Genomic DNA, 21,592 nt, shown 5'->3' with positions numbered 1-21,592 from the left:
ATTATACCTCCTTGATTAAGCACTTTTTAGTTTTTTTAGGTTTTGTACTAATTCTTTCGCTAATTTAGCTGCTTTAGATGCCTCTCGAGCATAACCATCTGCTCCAATTTTATTAGCATAGCTTTGTGAGATAGCACCTCCACCAACCATAACAATTATATCTTCACGTATATTTTGTTCTTTTAATAACTCAATAACCTCTTCCATATTCTCCATAGTAGTTGTCATAAGTGTAGATAGACCAATTAAATTTGCTCCCACTTCTTTTGCTTTATTTATAAATTCAATAGAGGGTACATCTCTTCCCAAATCATAAACTTCAAATCCTGCAGTTTCTAACATAATCTTAAATAAATTTTTCCCAATATCATGTGTGTCTCCTTCAACAACACCTACAACTGCTTTATACTTTTCTTTAGCAGAATCACCTTTTATATTTGATTTTAAAATATCTATTCCAGCATACATAGCATCCGAACATATTAATAATTCTGGTATATAATATTCTTCCTCTTCATATAATCGCCCAGCTTCTTCCATCCCAACAGCTAATCCATCTTTTATTCCTTCATATCCATCAAAGTTATTTTCTATGTACTCTTTAGCAACATCTTCTACTCTTTCGTCTTCCATATCTACAACACAAGAACATAATTCTTTCAATAATTTTTCTTTTAATTCCATAATTTTATTCCCCCTTTTTTGACTATTATCTATCTATCCGAAATCTAAAAATTCAACTAAAGTAACACTCCATCTGAATTAAGTTTAGCTCTATATTAAGCAAGATTTTTTTGTGACTTATTTTTAAATTTTTTCAATTTAGGAAAACCTAAATATATTGATATTATTCCAAATACGCCTGTTAATACTGGATAATATAGATATTTCATAATCTCAATTGGCGTAATAGATGCAACGCCAGCGGCTACTAACAATTGAGCTCCATACGGTACAATCCCTTGGCAACAACAAGCAAAAATATCTAGTAAACTAGCTGTTCTTCTTGGGTCAATATCATATTTTTGAGATATATCTTTAGCTAAGGGCCCTGCCATTAATATAGAAATCGTATTATTTGCTGTGCTTAAATTTACTAAACTAACTAATGCTGCAATTCCTAATTCTGCTCCTTTTTTAGTTTTCATTTTACTAGTTATTAGATTTAATAAATAGTCAATTCCTCCGTTATACTTGATAAGTTCAACAGTTCCACCAATGATTATGATTGTTACTGATAAATCTTGTAAATTTCTCATTCCTGTAGCCATAGCTTGAAATAATCCATATACTCCAAAGTTACCATACACAACACCAATAGCTCCTGAAAAAATAATTCCTCCAGCTAACACTAACATTACATTCATTCCTGATAAAGCTGCTATAAGAACGCCTATATACGGTAATACCTTTACAATTTCATATGGATGAGCACCACTTATTTGAGTTTGTTCACTTGGTGTTAAAACCCATAATAAAACCATTGTAATTATTGCAGGTAAAAGCACAATAAAAAAGTTCATTTTAAATTTATCTGCCATCTCACAACCTTGAGTTCTAACAGCTGCAATTGTTGAATCGGAAATCATAGATAAATTATCACCAAACATTCCTCCACCAACTACAGCTCCTAAGGCTAGTGCAACAGGAATTCCTGTGTTCTCTGATATTCCTACAGCAATTGGAGCCAATGCAACTATAGTTCCCATAGAAGTTCCCATTGATAATGATATTAGACAAGCTATAAAAAACACTCCAACAATCAATAAATTCTGAGGTAAAAATGATAACCCTAGATTAACTGTTGACTCTACTCCTCCGATTTCCTTTGCAACTTGACCGAAAGCCCCTGCTAATATCAAAATAACAATCATCAGTATAACATTTGTTTCTCCTGCTCCTTTACAGAAAACCTCAACTTTCTTTTCCATATTCTCTTCTCTATTCATCAATAAAGCAACTGCTGCTGATATAGTAAATGCAACTATAACAGGCATTTTATAAAAATCTTTTGTAATAATTCCAGTTCCTATAAAAAGAAGTAAAAATACTCCCAAAGGTAGTAATGCTAAAGGATTACCCTTTTTTAAATTCTTATTTGCCATTAAAATATCCCCTTCTCATATAATATTTTTTTACTTTATAATTCCTTAATGTTAATAGGATATCTACCAAATATTCTAGCTGCATCCATAAGAGCTAATATTTTATCTGGATCTGTTCCTATAGGTACATCACATCCTGTACTTAATATAAATCCTTTAGGACTATTATGTGCTTTTCGTATACATTGTCTAGCTTCATTATATATATCTTCTCTAGTCCCTCTCATTATTGCTTCTATAGGATCTACATTACCTATTAAGCATACTTTATCCCCAAATTCTTCCTTAAGCTCACCTATATCTTCTATGTTATCTAAACTTAAGTTGCTTATTCCCACATCTACCATATCTGCCCATACTTTTTTTGTTTTACCACAGATATGAAGAGTAGTTCCACTTCCTCTTCTCTCTATAATTCTATCCATACATTTTTTTAAGTATGGCTTTGCAAATTCTCTAAATTTCTTAGAACTAATCATCGTGCAAGATGCAATTGGTTCTGCAAGACTTGGACTTAATCCTAAATCACACACTGCATCAATATAATTTATAATACTTTGAGTTGAAATTTCTAAAAGTGTATGCGCCATCTCTGGATTTTTAGTTAAATCTTTTAAAAACAATTCTGTTCCTCTCAAGAAAGCAGCAGTAGTAAACGGCCCTCCAACAGAACTACCTACACTTACCTTATGACTGATCTTTTCATTAGTTATTTTGAGCGCTTCTAAAAAATATGATATCCGTCCATCCTTATAAGGATCTATAGGTTTTAATTTGTGAATCTCATTATAATCATTTATAGCAGGCTTACTCATGTATGGTGTACTATACTCAGGAAAAACAACTTCACTCCCCATGGCTTCTGGTACCCCCTGAAGTCCTGGTCCAAATCCTATACTATCTGGTCTAAACTTTTCAAAACTTCCAACAGCAACATCTACCAGTGCTTCTATTGAATGATTGTACTCTCTTATAGAACGACCAAACATAGAAGAACAACTTTCTCCTAAAAATGGACAACAAGGAATCCTATCAATTTCTTTTCCTTCAGAAAACGCTTGCATCCTTTCTATAGGAGTCATTTCATCAGGTTTTATAATATAGCTCATTTAAAATCCCCCTTATTTTCTATTAAAAATTTCAAGTATTATTCAAAACCATCTCCAAGTAAAGAGTTTATATTGTATGCCTTATTTTTACAAATTGATTATTCTTATGTCATTTTATTCGCATATAAAATTTTTTTATAATCAATAGGAAATTATATTTGAATAAAAATCAATCTTCATTCATAAGATAGTTTTGGTACAAAATTACATATATTTTAATAATATAAATTATACTAAGTTGTACTTTATCATCTTGGGGGTGAATGCATGAAACCTATTGTTCAAATAAACGACCTTTCTATGAATTACTATACATTAGAAGGAGAACTTGAAGTTTTGAAAGATATTAATCTAACTTTAGAAGAAGGGGATATTTTAGCACTCGTAGGTCCATCTGGTTGTGGTAAATCTACAATTATGAATATATTATCAAATCTTATAACTCCTACAAAAGGAGAAGTTATAATGAATGGGAAGATAGGATATATGTTTCAACGAGACCATCTTCTCGAATGGAGAACTATAATGGATAATATTAAAATCGGATTAGAAATACAAAAAAAATTAAATGATGAAGCTTTAAAAAAGATAGAAAGACTTCTTAAACTTTATGGTATTTGGGAATTTAGAAACAACTACCCGAAAGAACTTTCAGGTGGTATGAGACAAAGAGTTGCCTTGATTAGAACTCTAGCTGTTAATCCAGATATACTTCTCTTAGATGAACCTTTTTCAGCACTTGATTATCAAACTAGACTTTTAGTTTGTAATGATATCGCTCAGATAATAAAAAATGAGAACAAGACCACTATAATGGTTACACATGATATAGCAGAAGCAACATGCCCTATATGGCAAACTAATCTAATGAATATGTATGTAAAATTTATAACAGAAATTATAAAAAGAAGTTGTATTTGAATAGCTGATATAGAATGAATCATTCTATATCTATAGCAAAATATGCTAAGCTTTATCAAATACAACTTCCTTACAAAATTTTTTTATTTATTTCAATAAAAATTAATGTTTCTAAATTTTAAAACTAGTTACAAGCTTTAACAGCACTCCAATAAAGAATATGCTTGAACTTACAGTCCATGTTCTTAATCCAAAATCAGAAATCAAGAAATTAAATCCAGCTATGCAATAAAGAAGATAATGAATCAACAAAATCAATGATTTTTTTGAAATACCTCTTACTTTCATTATTTTTAAACAAACATAAGCCAATCTTAAATTAATAAAAACAAGAAAAACGCCAATAATATCTTGAATTATATAGTAATAATGAAATTCCATATAGCCATTATTCTCCTAAGCAAGATACATTACTATTTTGAGTGTCTAATTCTTCATCATCAAATGTAGTCATTGTAATTCCTGTTGCTCCGTAGAAAAGTGAAATAATAGGAGTAATCCAGTTTAAAAAACAATATGGAATAAACTCTAATGGACTTACACCAAGTGTTTGACTTGCAAATATAGCATTTGAGTTCCACGGAATTAATGGAGCTCCAAGGGTAGCTGTATCTTCAATAATTCTCGATAAATTTTCTGGTTTAAGTTTAAATTCCTTATAAAGCGGTGTCATTAAAGTCCCAACAAGTACAGATGTAAACATCATTGAAGAACTAAACGCATTTGCTAAATAACTCACAATAAATGTACACCCAACAAGTTTTATTCTTGACTTTCCTATTTTTGAAATCATAGGATTTAAAAGAGCTTCTAAAAATCCAGCTTTCTGTAAAATACCAGCTATTAAAAATACTATAAATACAAGCAATACAGTTTCAGCCATACTCATAATACCACCACGATTTAGTAATTTGTTAGCATAAAGCATACCCGTATCAATTGAATATCCTGACAAAAGATAATTTAAAATATCTGAAATACTTTCTCCTTGTCTAAATACTGCAAGAACACAACCAACAACAGCTGAACTAAGAATAGAAACAATAGCTGGTTTTTGCATAAGTAAAAGAACAAGTAAAAATATAATAGGTATATATTCAATAAATCCTATTTTAAAATTTGAATTTAAAACATTTAAAACCTGATTAATTTGATCATAATCAATAGTGTTATTTGCATATTTAAATCCAATTACCGTATAAAGAACTCCTGAAATAATATATGCAGGTCCTGTCGTATATAACATATGCTTAATATGACTAATTAAATCTCCTCCACAAACTGCTGGAGCAAGATTTGTAGAATCAGACAACGGCGACATCTTATCTCCAAAGAAAGCTCCAGAAATAATCGCACCTGCTGTTAATCCTGCTGGTACTCCAAGACTCGAACCAATACTAATCATAGCTAAGCCAGCCGTTCCAAGTGTTCCCCAAGAAGTACCAGTTGCAATTGAAGTAAGAGAACATAAAATTAAAGTTGTAAGTAAAAAATATTTAGGAGTAATAATCTTTAACCCACCATAAACTATTGAAGGAATAGTACCGGATGCAATCCAAGCACCAATTAATACTCCTACAGATAATATTATAATATTTGACTGAAACGCACCCTTTCCTACATCATATGCAAATTCCTCTAACTCTGAATTTTTATACCCTAACCTCATAGCTGCAGGAATAACAATCAACCAAGATAATAAAAACATAGTAGTAATAGACGCACCAAATCCAATCATACCTACTGTTATTAGAGTTATAATTGCAAGTATAAGAGTTAGTGAATACCCAAAGGTTGGTTTTTGTTTTATATTTTCTGCCATTTCAATATCCTCCTTATATTAATAACTTATATTATTCCTACAAATTCAATCTCAACTAATGCACCTTTTGCTAATTGAGCGCCTCCCACGGTACTTCTACTAGGATAATTTTCTGAAAAATACAAACCATACACTTCATTCATTTTTGCAAAATCACTTAAATCTTTTAAAAATACTGTTGTCTTAAATACTTTTGACATATCACTTCCAGCCTCTTCAAGAATAGCTTTTCCATTCTCTATAGCTTGTTTAGTTTGCTGTTCAATAGTTTCTGGAATTTCTCCATTTTTAGGGTCAATTGGTAATTGTCCCGAAGTATATATAAATTTGCCTACTGTTACGCCCTGAGAATATGGTCCAATAGCCGATGGTGCTTTACTAGTCGAAATAATTTTCTTTTCCATTTTTATACCTCCATTATTTTTTTATTATCTTTGAAAAATCAAAATACTAATACATTACTTTATAATGAAATACTCGTTTCTAATGAATCAACAGCTTTTTTTATTCTTTCTAATGATTCTTTGACCATAGATCTTGGACAGGCTAGATTAATTCTTTGGTAACCTTTTCCTTCCACACCAAAAGCTAATCCATTATTAAGTGCAACTTTTGCTTTTTCCTTTATTAAATTTGATAAATCATCATCATCTAATCCTAACTCGCTAAAATCTAACCATACTAAATAAGTTCCTTCTGGTTTTACTACCTTTATTTGTGGAATATTTGTTCTCAAATAATCAATTAAAAAATCAATATTACCTTCTATATATTCTAATAATTCTTCCAGCCACTCCTCTCCATGATTATAAGCAGCTTGACTAGCTACAAGACTAAAGCAATTATTTCTTTTTATATCTATTGTAGTAAAAGCTTTATCTAATAGCTTATAATCCTCCTCATTTGGTAACACTACTACTGAAGTCTGTAGTCCTGCTATATTAAATGTTTTAGTTGGTGCAATGCAAGTTATACTATTTTTAGAAAAGGCTTCACTAATAGAAGCAAATGGTGTATGTTTATAGTTTTTAAAAATAATATCACTATGTATTTCATCAGAAATAACCTTAATATTATTCTTCAAACAAATTTCACCCAATTTTATAAGTTCCTCTTTTTCCCACACTCTACCAACAGGATTATGAGGATTGCAAAGAATAAACAATTTAACATTTTTATCTATTTTACTTTCTAAATCTTCATAGTCCATTACATACCTTCCGTTTTCATCCTTCTTTAAAGAATTTACAACTAATTCTCTATTGTTATCTTTAACAACATTAGCAAAAGGGCTATAAACAGGCTGTTGAATTATTATTTTATCTCCTTCATTAGTAAGCTGTTGTATCAAGAGACTTATTGAAGGTATAACTCCAGGGCTATAAATAAGCCATTCACTTTTAATATCCCAATCATGTCTTTTTTTAACCCAATTCACTATAGATTCATTATAAGAATCTGGCCTAGTTGTATATCCATAAATCTCCTGATCAAGCCTTTCTCTGATAGCATCTACTATACACGGAGCTGTTTTAAAATCCATATCAGCAACCCACATAGGAAGTAAATCATTACTTCCATATTTCTTCTCCATTTCAGACCATTTCGCTGAAAAATTATTGCTTCTGTCGATTATACAATCAAAATTGTACTTCATAATAAAAAATTCCTCCTAATTAAAAATAAATATTTTTCATATAACTATATACAGCAAATACGATGCCAAAACATAGGAATTTTTTAATTTTTTTAACTTTATCTATTTTCCAACATTTATTGATAATAGATCTTTAAATTTTTTTAATAATATATTAATTGAATTTATTCAAAATAAAAAAACAGGTTAAACAGCAAAACCTATTATGCCATTTAACCCATTTTATTATTTTCTAAAAATTTTAAACCATATTCATTTATTACACTTCCACCTCTACCTTTTAATACTTGAATTAACCCTAATTCATTTAATTCTAAAAGTATACTTCTTATTTCTTGTTCTGATAAAAATATGCCTTTGTTTACAGCAATATCATATATTTTTTTCCTTCCAATTCTTTCTTTATTTTCATAAGCTTTTTTAAGTTCATTTAAAACAAATATATAATCACTTTTGTTTCGCTTAAACTCACTTTCTTTAACATCTACACTTTGAACACAATCAGTATCTTCCACCATATATTTAGGAAGATGATCAAATTGTATTGTCTTTTCATCTAAATTAGCTAAGTATTCTATTATATTTTTAAGTTCTCTTACATTTCCCTCCCAATTATAATTTAAAAATACATTTTCAACTTCATCACTTAAAGAAAACTTCGATTTTAAGCTTTTCTTTATATCTTTAAGTATTGGAATAATATCTTCTTTTCTTTCTCTTAAAGGTTTAATATCTAATGGTAATACATTTAATCTAAAATATAAATCCTTCCTAAATTTTTTTTCCTTTACTAATTCCTTTAATTGTCTATTAGTAGCAGCAATAATCCTAACATCTATATCTATCAATCTATCAGAGCCTAGTCTTCTCACTTGTTTTTCTTGTATTACTCTCAATAACTTAGCTTGCAAATTTAAATCCATTTCTCCTATTTCATCTAAAAACAAAGTTCCATTATGTGCAATTTCAAATAAGCCTAATTTTCCTCCTTTTTTAGCTCCTGTAAACGACCCTTCTTCATATCCAAATAATTCACTTTGTAACAAGCTCTCTTGAAAAGCTCCACAATTTATAGCTACAAAAGGACCTTTTTTTCTATAAGATTCATTATGTATAGCTTGAGCAAATAATTCTTTTCCAGTTCCAGTTTCGCCTATTATTAAAATTGATGAATTAGATTTAGCCATTCTTTTAGCTATTTCCTTAGTCTTATTTATCTCTTCACTAGTACCTATAATGTCATCGAAAGTATATTTACTTACATGTCCTTTTTTAAGAAGTTGAGCTCTTAATTTTGTCTGTTTCTTTTCTAAATAACTGAATGTCTTTAATTTAATTATAAATCCATCAAAATTATTAAATTTAACATATTTTACCTCCAAAGAAACATCGCGTCCATTTATTTTAATAAGTTTTCCATCCAAAGACTGTTTTTTATTAATTATCTCATCAAAATTCGTTCCATTTATATATTCTCCTATATATCTACCAACCATCTCATTCTCATCTATATTTATAATTTTTCTAGCTATATGACTATAAAAATACACTATACCTTTTATGTTAGTACAAACAATTCCATCATCTAAAACTTTCATCAGTATATCAAATTGATTTTCAAGTTTATTTGTTTCTCCTAATAATTTTTCTAATGCACAGCTATTAGTTATTGTGTTTTTAAAATACCTTTGTGTTTTTTCGTCTCCAATCAAATAATCTAAATTTAATTTCACAGCAACATCAACTATAGTACTCAAATCAAGTACTCTATGTCCTATATCTATAACTTCTTTAACCTTATCTCTAATTAACGCTGTCTCTCCTGGAGTTATAGCAATATTAACGTCAGGCAGTTTTTTCATTTCAGGATAACAAGGTATTAGGTTTATATGATCAATGCCTAATTGATATATTAATGAAATAGTTTCTAAAGACATATCTAAACTCAAATTAAATAATAATACATCTTTCCCTTTTTCTATTTTCTTAACCTTATCAACACTTGATTTTGTTAAAGTAATCCTGGGTATTATTATTTGTGCATCATCACATGTATGTTTTTTTACTTCATCATATTTTAAATATGTTGATAACAAAACTAATTTTTCTTTAATAAATTCAATTTCTCCATTTTCAAACGCATATATTTTTATTTTTATATTATTACCTAAAAAATCTTTTATTTGTCTAGAATAAATTTTTGCAGCTTCATTTTTTAACGTTACAATAGCTAATTCTTTATTCTTCATACTCTACCTCTTTCCCTCATTCTTTCCTCGCCTTACTAATTATAATTATAGAAAAGTTTTTGTATTTGTCAATTTTTTATCTTTTAATACCTACACAAAAATTTAACTACTAAATCTTTACAAAAAAATAGAGGTTTATCCTCAAGACAACCCCCATCCATTTTTACTACTATTACATATACAATAAATATCTCTTTTCCATCTGCTGTTATATTTTCTTTTTTATTGTATGTTATCACCACATTTAACCTTTTTTCTTAAAAATCTCTATTAAACCAACACAAGACAATAAGAAACCTATCAATCTATATGAACTTATAAATCCTTCTAATATAGGTGTATATTCTGTGGTTAGATTACCTGCTATATCACTGTATACATTCATAGATATTGCTCCTAAAAAACTACTAAATAATATTATAATCAATCCTAACCCTAAAAAATTTATTTGACTTTGCATTAATCCATCCTCCTTATAATATTCATAATCATATTTTAATATCTATGAATATTATACTTTAATGAATTATGTAATTCTATTTAATATTTAACTAATAATGGGATTTGAGTTTTACTAATTTATATCAATTGTATATCCATTTTTTGCCTTGACGTATATGTTGGAGATGCTACATCCAATAGTCGACATAATGACAATTTTATCCAGACTATTTACTATAATAAAACATATATATGTGTATATTCCTTACATCAAAAGACAAAATACCATTTCCATCAAGAAAAACTCCTAAGTTTAAAGATTCCTTCATTTACATATTGGATATTTCATAATTTATATATTATAATGATTGTATTATATTTTAGAAAGAACATATATTTAATGACATCAGATTTCTCTAAATATATGGTTATATAGAAACATAAACTATTATTAATTAAATTTGAAGTTGGAAATGGCTCCCAACACGCTACTTAGGTAGTAATCAGAGATGCAGGATACGCCGCCCTGCCAAGTTTAATTAGTAAATTTGAAGAGAGAGTACACAGTACTCTCTCTTTTGTTATTCAGTATTATATAATTTTTAATTACTTTTTAATTCTACTAATTTTATTGATTTATCACTTCCTGAAGTTATTAAAATTTTATCACCATCTACAAAACTATCAGAAACTTGATCTGTAATTGCCAAATTTAAATCTCCAGATTTATCAAACACTTTTATTCCATAATCTTCTCCCGATAAAAGAGTACATATTATTTTATTATTTTCTATTTTGATATTTTCTAAATACTCCTTTAAGACAAGTGTATCTTCTTTAGCGGTGTCTACCTTATACAATTTTAGATTTTCATCTTTATCTGATACAGTATAATATACATTCCCGTCTACTTCATAATACCTATCATAATAACCTGAAAGTTTATTATCAGATAATCTTTTTTCATTGGTTCCATCTAAGTTTGATGAATATAAATATTGATCCTCATCTTTTACATAGTAAATCGTATTATTTGCAATTTTAAAATTCTCAACTCCAAAATTTGTAACCTTTATAGTTTCATTTGTATTTAAATTTATCTTATAAATATAATTTTGTTCACTATCTTTTATTGGATAAGTAGATGCAAGTATATATATATCATCATTCACTACAGTAGTAGATCCATTAGGATTATACCCTGTTCCTTCTAAATGACATCCGTATATAAGATTTGGATTTCCTATACTTTTTCCATTTTTTCTTTCTTGTCCTGTTGGTGTAAGCCAAAGATTATTACCACTTTGTGAAGGTCCTTGACCTATATCCAACTTTCCCTTTAAAGTATTTTTAAAATCAAGATAACCACTTTCTTCTATTCTAGCTTTTCCATTATTATTTACCTTACAATATACATCAGACCCCATTACAGCTCCTCCAGAATGATAATAAAACCAGAGCGTTTTATCTGCTTTATAAAATGTCAAACTATTATTAAACCCATAGGATGTATCTATTTCATAGGAATACACTAATTCTTTATTATATATATTACTATCCTTAACTCTATAAACTTTATTTGTCTTATTTACAGTCTCTACAAAATAATAATAACCATTAAATACTGCAACATCATTTTCACCTGCATATTTAGGAAGATTTACTGTTTTTGCCTGTGGATTATTAGATTTTATCATAAGTCCTTTTGATTTATCCCAAACATATTCCCATCCAAATGTATCATGTGCAAATTCCCATGTGAGTGGAAAATATGTTACATTGTTAAAGCTTAAAAGAGGATATTCCTCTTTAGAATTATCAATTGAATTCCCATTTGCTGTAATCTTAAATGTAGGTATAGTTGCATTATAGCTATTTCTATTTTTATGTTTTGTTTTATATGCTACGTAAGATGATGTGACCTTACTTTGAATAATTTTAAAGCCTTCATCCTGTGTCCATTTTGTTTCTAATCCCAAAAGCCTACAATCATACCATGTCATTGGAAAATATGTCATATTTTTATATACCAAAAGTGGATATTTTCGATATAAATTATCAATCTTATTTTCATTTATAGTAACATTAAATTTTGGTAATCTAACTTTTACACTTTTTTCTACGGCAAAACTTTCTTCTCCAACTAGCATAAAGCTTAGACAAACTATAAATACAGCTACCAATGTAAAAATCTTCTTTCCCATATAACTCGCCTCCTTAGTTTTTTAGTATGTTTATCATTATATCATGTATATTAGTAATAATTTTATATTTTTACATATTATGTAATCAACTTAATCCAAGTCCAATCAGCGATTGAAAAGAAGTTTTTTGACATTTATAGGATATAGAAGGTGCTATATACAATAGACGATATAATAACAATTTTCTCCAAAACATTTACTATAATAAAACATATATGTGTATATTCCTTATATCAAAATACAAAATAGCATTTCTATTAAGAAAAACTCCTAAATTTAAAGATTCTTTCATTTACATATTGGATATTTCATAATTTATATACTATGTAGTAATTAGATATGCAGTATACACCTCCCTGCCAAGTTTAATTAGTAAATAAGTCTAATAACAGAAAAATATTATGCTGCTAAATATCAGTGCTTGTACTATTTTTACTTATTTGCGAATCTAAAGACAACCTATGATTCTTGGCGAGTCGTAATGTAAACTTAAATATAAACACAAAGTTTAGGCAGATCGATGATATAAATCGATCTGCCCTTGTTGAAATTAGTCTTTTTATTATAAGAATTAATTATCTGTAATTTTAAAAAGAAAACAAATCTTTTTTAGGAAATAATCCATATAGACCACCAGTATGTATAAATAATATGTTGTTATGCTTTTTGAAATTTCCTTCTTTGATTTCGTTTACTAATCCGTACATTGCTTTTCCAGTATAAACAGGGTCTAAGATAACACCTTCTAATTTAGCTACTTCATGAATGAATTCTATCTCCTCTGACCTACTTAAAGCATATCCCCTTCCTACATAACCATCTATAATATTGATTTCTTCTTTAGAAAATCGAAAGGTTTTATCTATATAAAAAAGACTTTCATTTATCACTTTCTCAATCTGATTTTTAAAGTATTCTTCATCATTAGATACATTTACACCATATATTTTTGCACCATAGCCCATAATCTTATTTGCAAGGAACAATCCACTATAGGTTCCACCTGATCCTACAGCCATCACTATGGCATCGAACTTTATTCCCATTTCTTTTTCCTGCTGAACAATTTCTTCCATAGCTTTAAAATATCCAAAGGTTCCTATACCATTTGAAGCTCCTTCTGGTATAATGTACGGGTTGTAACCTTCCTTTGATAGTTCTTCCTTTATGGATTCCATAATTTCCATTCTCTTTTCTCTGTATTCCTCAGGCGTTATAAATCTAATTTTAGCCCCCAATACCTTATCTAAAAAATAGTTTCCATCTATCTCTTCTTCTCCATCGGTTCTAAGAACTAAATAAGATGATATACCCAACTTAGCAGCAACAGCAGCAGTAGCCCTAGCATGGTTAGACTGGATTCCACCGCATGTAATGAGTAAGTCACATCCTTGATCCAATGCTTCCTTTACAGAAAACTCCAACTTCCTTACCTTATTTCCAGACATCTCAGTACCAGTTTGGTCATCTCTCTTGAGAAATATATTTTGACCTACTAATTTGCTAGATAATCTTTCTAATTTCTCAATCTTAGTAGGTAGATTTGCAATTTCAATTCTACCAGGGATATTTATCATGTTCATCTTCCTTTCGTTTCTTATTTTTACCAATATTATGCAATCATTCTCTCTTTACTGCTATACAAAACAGTCCCATTAGTTCTAACAGCCTTCTTTTATAATCTATTCGATTACTATACGAAAAATACCGAATGTTAGTTCAGTTTCTTTTGAATCCAAGTCTAAATTTGCCATTTATAGTATATAGAAGAAGCTATATCCATGGCAAACAAAATAGCTGTTCTCTCAAAACGTCCAGCAACAATAAAAAATATACACGAAATAAATCTTACAGTAAAAGGAACTAAAACACCACTTTTATCAAGAGAGGCTCCCGAATTTAAAGATTATTTCAATACAATATGGAAGGAGCTTGATATAGATGGAAAAGACCAACTACTCTAGTGAATACACTGCTTATTTAAAATCAGTTAAATCAAACAAGAGAAAAATAATATTCTATCAAATATTAGTACTTGTGCTATTTGTACTGATTTGGGAAATGGCTGCTAATCTAAACTTTATAGATGTGTTTTTAACTAGTAAGCCATCTGACATATTTAAACTATTTATAAAATATTCTTCAAATGGAGAAATATTCAAACACGTAGGAATATCTGTATACGAAACTGTTTTGGGATTTGTTTTTGGAACTGTAGGTGGGATAATAATAGCTATAATACTATGGTGGGATAAGAACTTAGCTAAAATATTAGATCCATTTTTAGTTGTATTAAATGCACTTCCAAAGACAGCCCTTGCTCCTATACTTATAATATGGGCTGGAGCTGGAATCACTGGTATAGTGGTCATTGCACTTACTATATCAATAGTAGTTACAATACTTTCAGCTTATAACTATTTTATTACTGTTGAAGAAGAAAAAATCAAAATGTTAAAGAGCTTTGGTGCAACTAAATATCAGATACTTACAAAGCTTATTCTTCCTTCTAATGTAGGTAATATTATAAATATAGTTAAGATAAATATAGGTATGTCATGGGTTGGAGTTATAGTTGGAGAGTTCTTGGTGTCAAGATATGGAATAGGATATTTGATAGTTTACGGTGGTCAGGTATTTAAACTAGACCTTGTTATGATGGGAGTATTTGTTCTTGCAATATGTGCTCTTTTAATGTATCAAATAGTCAATATTATCGAAAAAAGATATAAGGCTAGATAATTTAAAAATCAGGCTTATTCAAGTTCTAAACTATGATTTAAATAAGCCTGATTTTACTATGTTCCTAATCATTAGCAATATTTTCTATAATTTAATAACTTTCTAATGTCATAAGTCCAATTAAAATTTTATATTATTTGACATTCATAAATTCTATTCACTATAATTCACAAATAATTCAAGAACTTCAAACCTACAATTTTCTGAGCGTACATCTGTAAATGCTTTTATTTTATAAATACCATAGCCTTTATTTAATTGTATATATTCATTAAATTTTTTATCTTTTAATTTTATATTTTTTGATGTAGTTTTTTTAAATTGATCGTTCTTTGTATCAAGTTTTTCAATTTCTACTAATAAGTTGTCTCCATATGCATGTATAATTTCTCCATCTATTAAAATTTCAGATTTATTCGTTTCAATATATCCATTCTGTGGAGTTTTCATATTTAATCCTATAGCTTCATCATATATTATTTGATTAGTTTTTAAATCTGGTCTTACCGTTAACCTTTTTAACATCAAAATTCTATCGTTATGATTTACAGTTATCTCTAGCTCATTATCTCCATACTCAAGATAAGTTCCTTTTGGAATTCTGCAATAATCACCTTTAAAAGTATGCGTTTTATTCTTTATACGCATATTTACATCATATCCATTATAAGAATGATCTATTAAAAATCGATTACCCTGTATCTCATAATCTTCATAGTCTTTAACATCAAATTCTTTATACTTTAAATAAATACCCCCTTCAGAATTATATTTAACTACTCCAAATAACCCTTCTAAATCAGCATCATAAATATATATATCATTATTCAAAACAACTGTTCTTTTAGGAATATCATAACTTTCATATAAATATCCATCAAAAAACTTTTCTATAGTTGTATTATTATTTTTAAATTTAAAACTATAATTTCCTTTTTTGAAAATATAACATCCTTTATCAACGCTAATGTTATATCCAAATTTCTCTGCTAATGCTTTTCCTGAAATCATAATCTTAAATCCACTATTTGTATTATCTATAAAACCTACTTCTTTTCCTTCAAAATAATATTTACCGTCTTTTTGTTTTAATCGCATATCTATTTCTTCAATACACTTAATCTCAAAACAGCAATTATCATCTACACCACTTCCCAAATCATCAATCTTATTAGAGTTAAATCTAACTTCTCTTTTTTCTTCATTCCATCTGATATCACCAAATTCTTTAAGTTCATCCATAAATATAACCGTATATCCATCTATATTAAAAGACTGGATTTCACTATCTTTTATATAAGTTTTTATATCTGTATAAAGTACATTTCCAATTTTTTGACCTATTTTACTATTATTATTTTTTTTAATAGAAATAGGTTTTATTTTTTTAGACGAATTTTCTTTTATTACTAAGCTTCTATCTACAGGACTCCATATTATATCAAATCCATAATTTCTTAAGTCTTCTACTACTATTGCAGTACATCCATTTATATTCATAGATGGTATTTCATATCCATTTATATATGCTTTAATATCCGTAGATATAACCTTATTTATAACAGTTCCTACTTTTATACCTTGTCCAAAGCAATTCTGAGATAATATAAACAATATAAAGAAACATGTAAAATAAGTTTTTTTCCTAAAAAGCATATTTTAACCTCCCTTTCAAAATGACCTTCTCGTCTTATATTTTACTTAATTAGAATATTATACCATAATTTTACTTTTGGTAATTATAAATATAAATTTAGGTATAACTTAAGCCTATATCTAAAATTTTATTAGTACTTTTTAGACATAGGCTTAAACATTAATACAATATATAATTTTTTTAAAATCTATTATTAAAAGGTACATTCCCATTTATATTTTATTTAAATGATCTTCTAATTGTTTCTTTTTTATTTCAGCTATAACAAGAACGAGTATAGGTAAAATAACCTGAAACGGAAGAGCATAAAAAGGATATACATCTAATGCGAATTTTGATTTTTCCATTACGCTATCATGAATAAAATAAGATAAACTAATTATCATTAAGCCAACTGGAGTAACTAAAAATCTATAATCATCACAACCAAATGTTTTAGCAATCCCATTACAAGTGCTTAATAAACACATACTTACTTTTATAAATCCCGCAATTAAAAATGCAACAGCTATAATAATTTCAAAACCAGCAGATATAGCCCCTATTTCTAACAACCTAACAGATGCATATGATGGAAAATACATATTTCCAGAAACAGTAACTCCTAATATTAAAATATCATTAACAGAAAATATAAATAATATTATCCACCCTATTAATAGACCTCGTGTATAAACTTTGTAATAAGCTTTTTTATCAAATGTAGAAAAAACTGTTGTAAATATAATTGTTTGAGTAAATGGAAATATAAATGCATGAAAAGAAGCTTCAATAACTAGATTTAAATCTTCATTAAATAAAGGACGCAAGTTATTTATATCTATTTTTTCAATTAATAACAAAAAAACTATCATTAACAAAATAATAATTACTATAAAAAAAAATTCACTCCATTTGCCTATCACTTTAATTCCTTCTCTAACTATACAAATAGATAATACTCCAGTAAGTATCATTGGTATGATTTCAGGTGTCTCTGGTAAAGCTACTACATAAATAAAATCACCAAATACTCTTAATACTAATCCACTTAAAAAAAATGAAAACCAAACAAATAATATACAAATTCCTTTACCAATAAATTTACCCAAGACAAATTCAAGGATATCATACAAGTCTTTTTTAGGAAAAAGTGTTTGAAGACGAGCATGCACTAATACTATAGGTAAAGCAGACAAAATTGATAAAATAAGAGCTATCCATATATCTTTTTTAGCTTCACCTGCTGTAGTTAGTATCATTGAACTTCCCATTACGAATAAACTTATAATGAATATTCCTTGCTTGTTAGAAATAACTTCTTCATTCATTAGTTGTTCCTCCAAATATTAGTTACCTATTATATATCTTTTCCAAATTAACTAAATTTATAGAAACTTTCTTGAAACATTAATACAATCAGTAAATAAATTGTTAGTGCACAATAAATATCTTTTGTGCACTATTTAGCTACAATACATTAATTATCTATATAGTTTATGCGCATTTAATTATAAGCTCTCTTTATGTAAATATTGGCTCTGGTTTTCCAAAATAATAACCTTGACCATATTCAACTCCTAATTTTTCTAACACTTTAATAACTTCTTTGTTTTCTACGTATTCTGCAATAATCTTTGCATCATAGTTTTTTGATATATATACTAAAGCATTAAGTGTTTTTAATAACTTTCCATCATTTTCAACACCTTTTATAAAAGCTCCATCAATCTTAATATAATCTACTTCTAACTTAGATAATAACTCTACATGAGCATAACCCGTTCCAAAATCATCAATTGCTAATTTAAATCCTTTATCTCTTAGCTTATTTAAATACCAAATGCATTCATTGAGATTGTTTAACGCAGCTGTTTCTGTTAACTCAAAGGTTATATTACTTGGATCAATATTATATTTATAAATTATTTTTAGTATGTAATCAATCATATTTTGATTAATTGATTTACCTGATAAGTTAATACTTAACCTCATATGTTTTCCTGTTTTATGAAGTCTTCTATAATACGTTTGAAATGCCTGTCGCATTACTAAACGATCAATTTCTTCTATCCTGTCTTCACTTTCTGCAATTTCTATAAACTTAGCTGGCGTTAAATACTCATTATTATGTTTTACTCTCATTAATACTTCATATTTGATTATTTTTTCTGTTTTTAATTCTACAATTGGTTGATAAAAAGGAACAATATTTTGATTTACGATAACTCTTTCTAACAGAAGTATATCTTTTAATCTACAACTGCTTTTATTTAAAATGTTACTATATTTTGTAAATCCTGTATCTGATATAATTTTCAAATCTTCATAATTTTTTTCCATATATTGAATAATCTGAGGAACAACTTCAAAATTTTCAAGTTCTTTTATATCATCTATTGTAAGAAGTAACTGTTTACCTCTTATAAACAAATTAGTTTCATTATCTATAGATATATTTTTATTTATATTATGTAGTAATTTTTCTATTTGCTTTAAACTATTTTCATCTTTTAAAACAAATACATAATGAACTCTTGATATTCTATATAAATCTATATATAAAGAACTTATACTTTTAAAATACTTTGATACATAGTAATAAATACTATTATCATATAAAAACTCTTCATCTTTGTTACTTGTCACATTCTCAACTTTTATAATTAGATAATTTTCATTATCTTTTCCTTGTTTATGTAATTTTTTTATTCGTTTTTTAAAAGCTAACTCATTTTTTACTTCTGTAAAATAATCAGTGTATTTTACTAAGAAAATATATTTTAATAATATATAGGTTGCAATTAAAAAGCTAATTAAAAGAGGTATAATTATTCTCATCGTAGCTTTAATTTGTTTATGTTTTAATTGTGTATAATTAATAGATAACATTATAGTCCCATCAAATGAGTCTAAGTAGTTGTAATATCCTATTTTTTCAACATTATAAGCTCTATATGAAATCATATTTTCTCTTGATTCTTTATTTTTATTTTTAATTATTTTTATTAAATAATTATAACTATCATCATCCATATTTGTAACATCTTTAATAAACTTTTTATCTGTAAATAGATTTTTACCAATTAATAAAGGGTCTTTATGATATAAAAAATATCCATCATTAGACAATAGATACAAGTAGCCTTCATAAACCTCATAGCTATCTGCTCTACTTATATTATTAATCAAATCATAATTTATTCCCACTAATAATAAAGCCTTTTTTTTATTCTGAAACTCAATTGGAGTTACTCCATAAAATAGATTAGAATCTGATTTAGAACTTTTAATTAGTCCCAAGCAAATACCATTACCTTCTCTTTCAAAATAAGGAGTTATACTTTTCATATCTACATAAGGTTCTTTAAAACCATTAATAGTAGTACCATCCTCGAAAACAATGTACATATTATTAATATAATAATTGTCTTTGCTCGCCGTATATAATAACTCATCTATATCACTTCTAGATAAATCATTTTGTTCTAAATTTTCAATGGTTTGTTTTGTAGAATTGCATATAGAAGAAAAAATGGAATCATACATGTAGGTTACTGAATTGGAAACGTTTTTCACAGTTCTTTTCGTCTCATTTAGATATAAAGAATAGTTTTTTTTATAGGTAATAAAGCTTGAAGTTGTAACAACTAAAAATAATAGCACGAAAGCTACTACATATCTTTTTTTGATCATTCTTATATTCCTTTCTCACTGTAATTCATGATCCAAGAATTTACAAAACGATGCCTTATTTTTTTATTTCTATAGTCGCACTTACATATTTATTTTGATGAAGTTTTGCAACCTGGCAGTCGTAGGCAATTCTTTAGACCCATGGCTTTGCGTCCTTACCTTTCGATAAGTTTGCTATTAAAAAACATATCATCGTACTCATTTTTACAAAATTGCACATTATAACGCTCACTTTATCATTTTTCTACAAAAAAGTCAATTTAATGCTAATAAGGCTTATTAAATAAAATTGAAAAATAATTTTATAGTTTTTTAAATATATTTGGAGTAACACCAGTATTCTTCTTAAATGTTTTGTAAAAATAATTTAAATTGTTATACCCCACTTTATCTGCTACTTCCTTAATTGATAAATTTCCGTCTTTTAACATTTCACGTGCTTTTTTTATTTTTAAATTATTTATATATGTAATAAAAGTTACTCCACAATGTTTTTTAAACATTCTTGCGATATAACTTGGACTTGTATGATATTTATCTGCACATTGTTTTAATTTAATATTCTCTTGATAATTATTATGTATGTATTCTAGTATATTATTTAAAATTTGATTGTCTGTTGTTGTATATTCTAATATTTTTTCTACAGATTCAACAAATTGTTCAGATTCGATAGGTTTAAGTAATATATCTTTAGCTCCTAACCTTAAAGATAATTGAGCATATTCAAAGCAGCTATATGCAGTAATAACAATAAAATCAATAGAATAGTGTTGTTCATCTTTTATTTTTTTTATAACTTCAAGACCATTTAAAACAGGCATTCTAATATCTATAAAAACAATATCTGGATTTAACTTATTTATCATATCCAACGCTTCATCTCCTGAAAATGCCTCTCCAATAACTTCTATTGGTAAATCATTTTTTTTGATTAGATATTTTATAAGGTCAATAGATAATTCTTCATCATCAGCAATAATAGCTGTTCTCATTTTAACTCCTCCTCT

The 21,592-nt window shown here is 27.6% G+C and carries 19 protein-coding genes and 1 riboswitch; of the genes, 3 read left to right on the top strand and 16 right to left on the bottom strand.

Annotated features, from left to right (window positions below):
* Positions 1-15: 15 nt before the first annotated feature.
* The 3 genes from P4S50_RS03260 to P4S50_RS03250 form a co-directional block, all read right to left on the bottom strand.
* On the bottom strand, positions 16-684 hold the full coding sequence (locus tag P4S50_RS03260; RefSeq protein WP_331489691.1) for a corrinoid protein: 669 nt from the start codon (positions 682-684) through the stop codon (positions 16-18).
* Between the two features lie 95 nt (positions 685-779).
* Positions 780-2,105, bottom strand: a complete 1,326-nt coding sequence (locus tag P4S50_RS03255) for a Na+/H+ antiporter NhaC family protein (RefSeq protein WP_277733072.1) — start codon at positions 2,103-2,105, stop codon at positions 780-782.
* A 35-nt stretch (positions 2,106-2,140) separates the two neighbouring features.
* The gene (locus P4S50_RS03250) at positions 2,141-3,214 is read right to left on the bottom strand and encodes a uroporphyrinogen decarboxylase family protein (RefSeq protein ID WP_277733071.1); all 1,074 of its coding nucleotides are present in this window, start codon (positions 3,212-3,214) and stop codon (positions 2,141-2,143) included.
* Positions 3,215-3,481: 267 nt separating this feature from the next.
* Here P4S50_RS03250 and P4S50_RS03245 point away from each other — a divergent pair, with 267 nt between their 5' ends.
* Positions 3,482-4,135 carry an ABC transporter ATP-binding protein gene (locus tag P4S50_RS03245; protein ID WP_277733070.1) on the top strand — a complete coding sequence of 218 codons (654 nt, stop codon included), beginning with the start codon at positions 3,482-3,484 and terminating at the stop codon, positions 4,133-4,135.
* 111 nt (positions 4,136-4,246) lie between these two features.
* Here P4S50_RS03245 and P4S50_RS03240 read toward each other — a convergent pair whose 3' ends face one another.
* From P4S50_RS03240 to P4S50_RS03200, 9 genes are all read right to left on the bottom strand, one after another.
* Complete coding sequence (locus P4S50_RS03240) at positions 4,247-4,516, bottom strand: hypothetical protein (protein ID WP_277733069.1); 270 nt, start codon at positions 4,514-4,516, stop codon at positions 4,247-4,249.
* A gap of 7 nt (positions 4,517-4,523) precedes the next feature.
* The gene (nhaC, locus tag P4S50_RS03235) at positions 4,524-5,957 is read right to left on the bottom strand and encodes a Na+/H+ antiporter NhaC (protein WP_277733068.1); all 1,434 of its coding nucleotides are present in this window, start codon (positions 5,955-5,957) and stop codon (positions 4,524-4,526) included.
* Positions 5,958-5,983: 26 nt separating this feature from the next.
* Entirely contained in the window at positions 5,984-6,361 is a 378-nt protein-coding gene (locus P4S50_RS03230; RefSeq protein WP_277733067.1) for a RidA family protein, read from the bottom strand.
* Positions 6,362-6,420: 59 nt separating this feature from the next.
* Complete coding sequence (locus P4S50_RS03225) at positions 6,421-7,614, bottom strand: MalY/PatB family protein (RefSeq protein WP_277733066.1); 1,194 nt, start codon at positions 7,612-7,614, stop codon at positions 6,421-6,423.
* 212 nt (positions 7,615-7,826) lie between these two features.
* Complete coding sequence (locus P4S50_RS03220) at positions 7,827-9,863, bottom strand: sigma-54 interaction domain-containing protein (RefSeq protein ID WP_277733065.1); 2,037 nt, start codon at positions 9,861-9,863, stop codon at positions 7,827-7,829.
* Between the two features lie 83 nt (positions 9,864-9,946).
* On the bottom strand, positions 9,947-10,105 hold the full coding sequence (locus P4S50_RS03215; protein WP_277733064.1) for a hypothetical protein: 159 nt from the start codon (positions 10,103-10,105) through the stop codon (positions 9,947-9,949).
* A 2-nt stretch (positions 10,106-10,107) separates the two neighbouring features.
* Positions 10,108-10,323: a hypothetical protein gene (locus P4S50_RS03210; protein ID WP_277733063.1), complete on the bottom strand. Its 216-nt coding sequence runs from the start codon at positions 10,321-10,323 to the stop codon at positions 10,108-10,110.
* A 583-nt stretch (positions 10,324-10,906) separates the two neighbouring features.
* On the bottom strand, positions 10,907-12,508 hold the full coding sequence (locus P4S50_RS03205; RefSeq protein WP_277733062.1) for a DUF5050 domain-containing protein: 1,602 nt from the start codon (positions 12,506-12,508) through the stop codon (positions 10,907-10,909).
* A 587-nt stretch (positions 12,509-13,095) separates the two neighbouring features.
* Entirely contained in the window at positions 13,096-14,085 is a 990-nt protein-coding gene (locus tag P4S50_RS03200) for a D-cysteine desulfhydrase family protein (RefSeq protein ID WP_277733061.1), read from the bottom strand.
* Between the two features lie 204 nt (positions 14,086-14,289).
* Between P4S50_RS03200 and P4S50_RS03195 the strand changes: the two genes are divergently transcribed.
* Positions 14,290-14,472 carry a hypothetical protein gene (locus tag P4S50_RS03195; RefSeq protein ID WP_331489690.1) on the top strand — a complete coding sequence of 61 codons (183 nt, stop codon included), beginning with the start codon at positions 14,290-14,292 and terminating at the stop codon, positions 14,470-14,472.
* Positions 14,450-15,250 (top strand): ABC transporter permease, encoded by an 801-nt coding sequence (locus tag P4S50_RS03190; protein WP_277733060.1) that lies wholly within the window; start codon positions 14,450-14,452, stop codon positions 15,248-15,250. Before P4S50_RS03195 ends, P4S50_RS03190 begins: the two co-directional genes overlap by 23 nt.
* Before the next feature lie 153 nt (positions 15,251-15,403).
* Here P4S50_RS03190 and P4S50_RS03185 read toward each other — a convergent pair whose 3' ends face one another.
* The 4 genes from P4S50_RS03185 to P4S50_RS03170 form a co-directional block, all read right to left on the bottom strand.
* Positions 15,404-16,906, bottom strand: a complete 1,503-nt coding sequence (locus P4S50_RS03185) for a hypothetical protein (protein WP_277733059.1) — start codon at positions 16,904-16,906, stop codon at positions 15,404-15,406.
* A gap of 213 nt (positions 16,907-17,119) precedes the next feature.
* The gene (locus P4S50_RS03180) at positions 17,120-18,217 is read right to left on the bottom strand and encodes a GerAB/ArcD/ProY family transporter (protein WP_277733058.1); all 1,098 of its coding nucleotides are present in this window, start codon (positions 18,215-18,217) and stop codon (positions 17,120-17,122) included.
* Positions 18,218-18,410: 193 nt separating this feature from the next.
* Complete coding sequence (locus P4S50_RS03175) at positions 18,411-20,582, bottom strand: EAL domain-containing protein (protein WP_277733057.1); 2,172 nt, start codon at positions 20,580-20,582, stop codon at positions 18,411-18,413.
* A gap of 103 nt (positions 20,583-20,685) precedes the next feature.
* Positions 20,686-20,768: riboswitch (cyclic di-GMP riboswitch) on the bottom strand.
* Positions 20,769-20,884: 116 nt separating this feature from the next.
* Positions 20,885-21,577 (bottom strand): response regulator transcription factor, encoded by a 693-nt coding sequence (locus tag P4S50_RS03170; RefSeq protein WP_277733056.1) that lies wholly within the window; start codon positions 21,575-21,577, stop codon positions 20,885-20,887.
* Positions 21,578-21,592 lie beyond the last annotated feature (15 nt).

Source organism: Tepidibacter hydrothermalis (assembly GCF_029542625.1).
Lineage (GTDB): Bacteria > Bacillota > Clostridia > Peptostreptococcales > Peptostreptococcaceae > Tepidibacter_A > Tepidibacter_A hydrothermalis.
The sequence above is the reverse complement of the archived record's forward strand: the minus strand, read 5'-3'. Positions and strand labels throughout refer to the sequence as shown.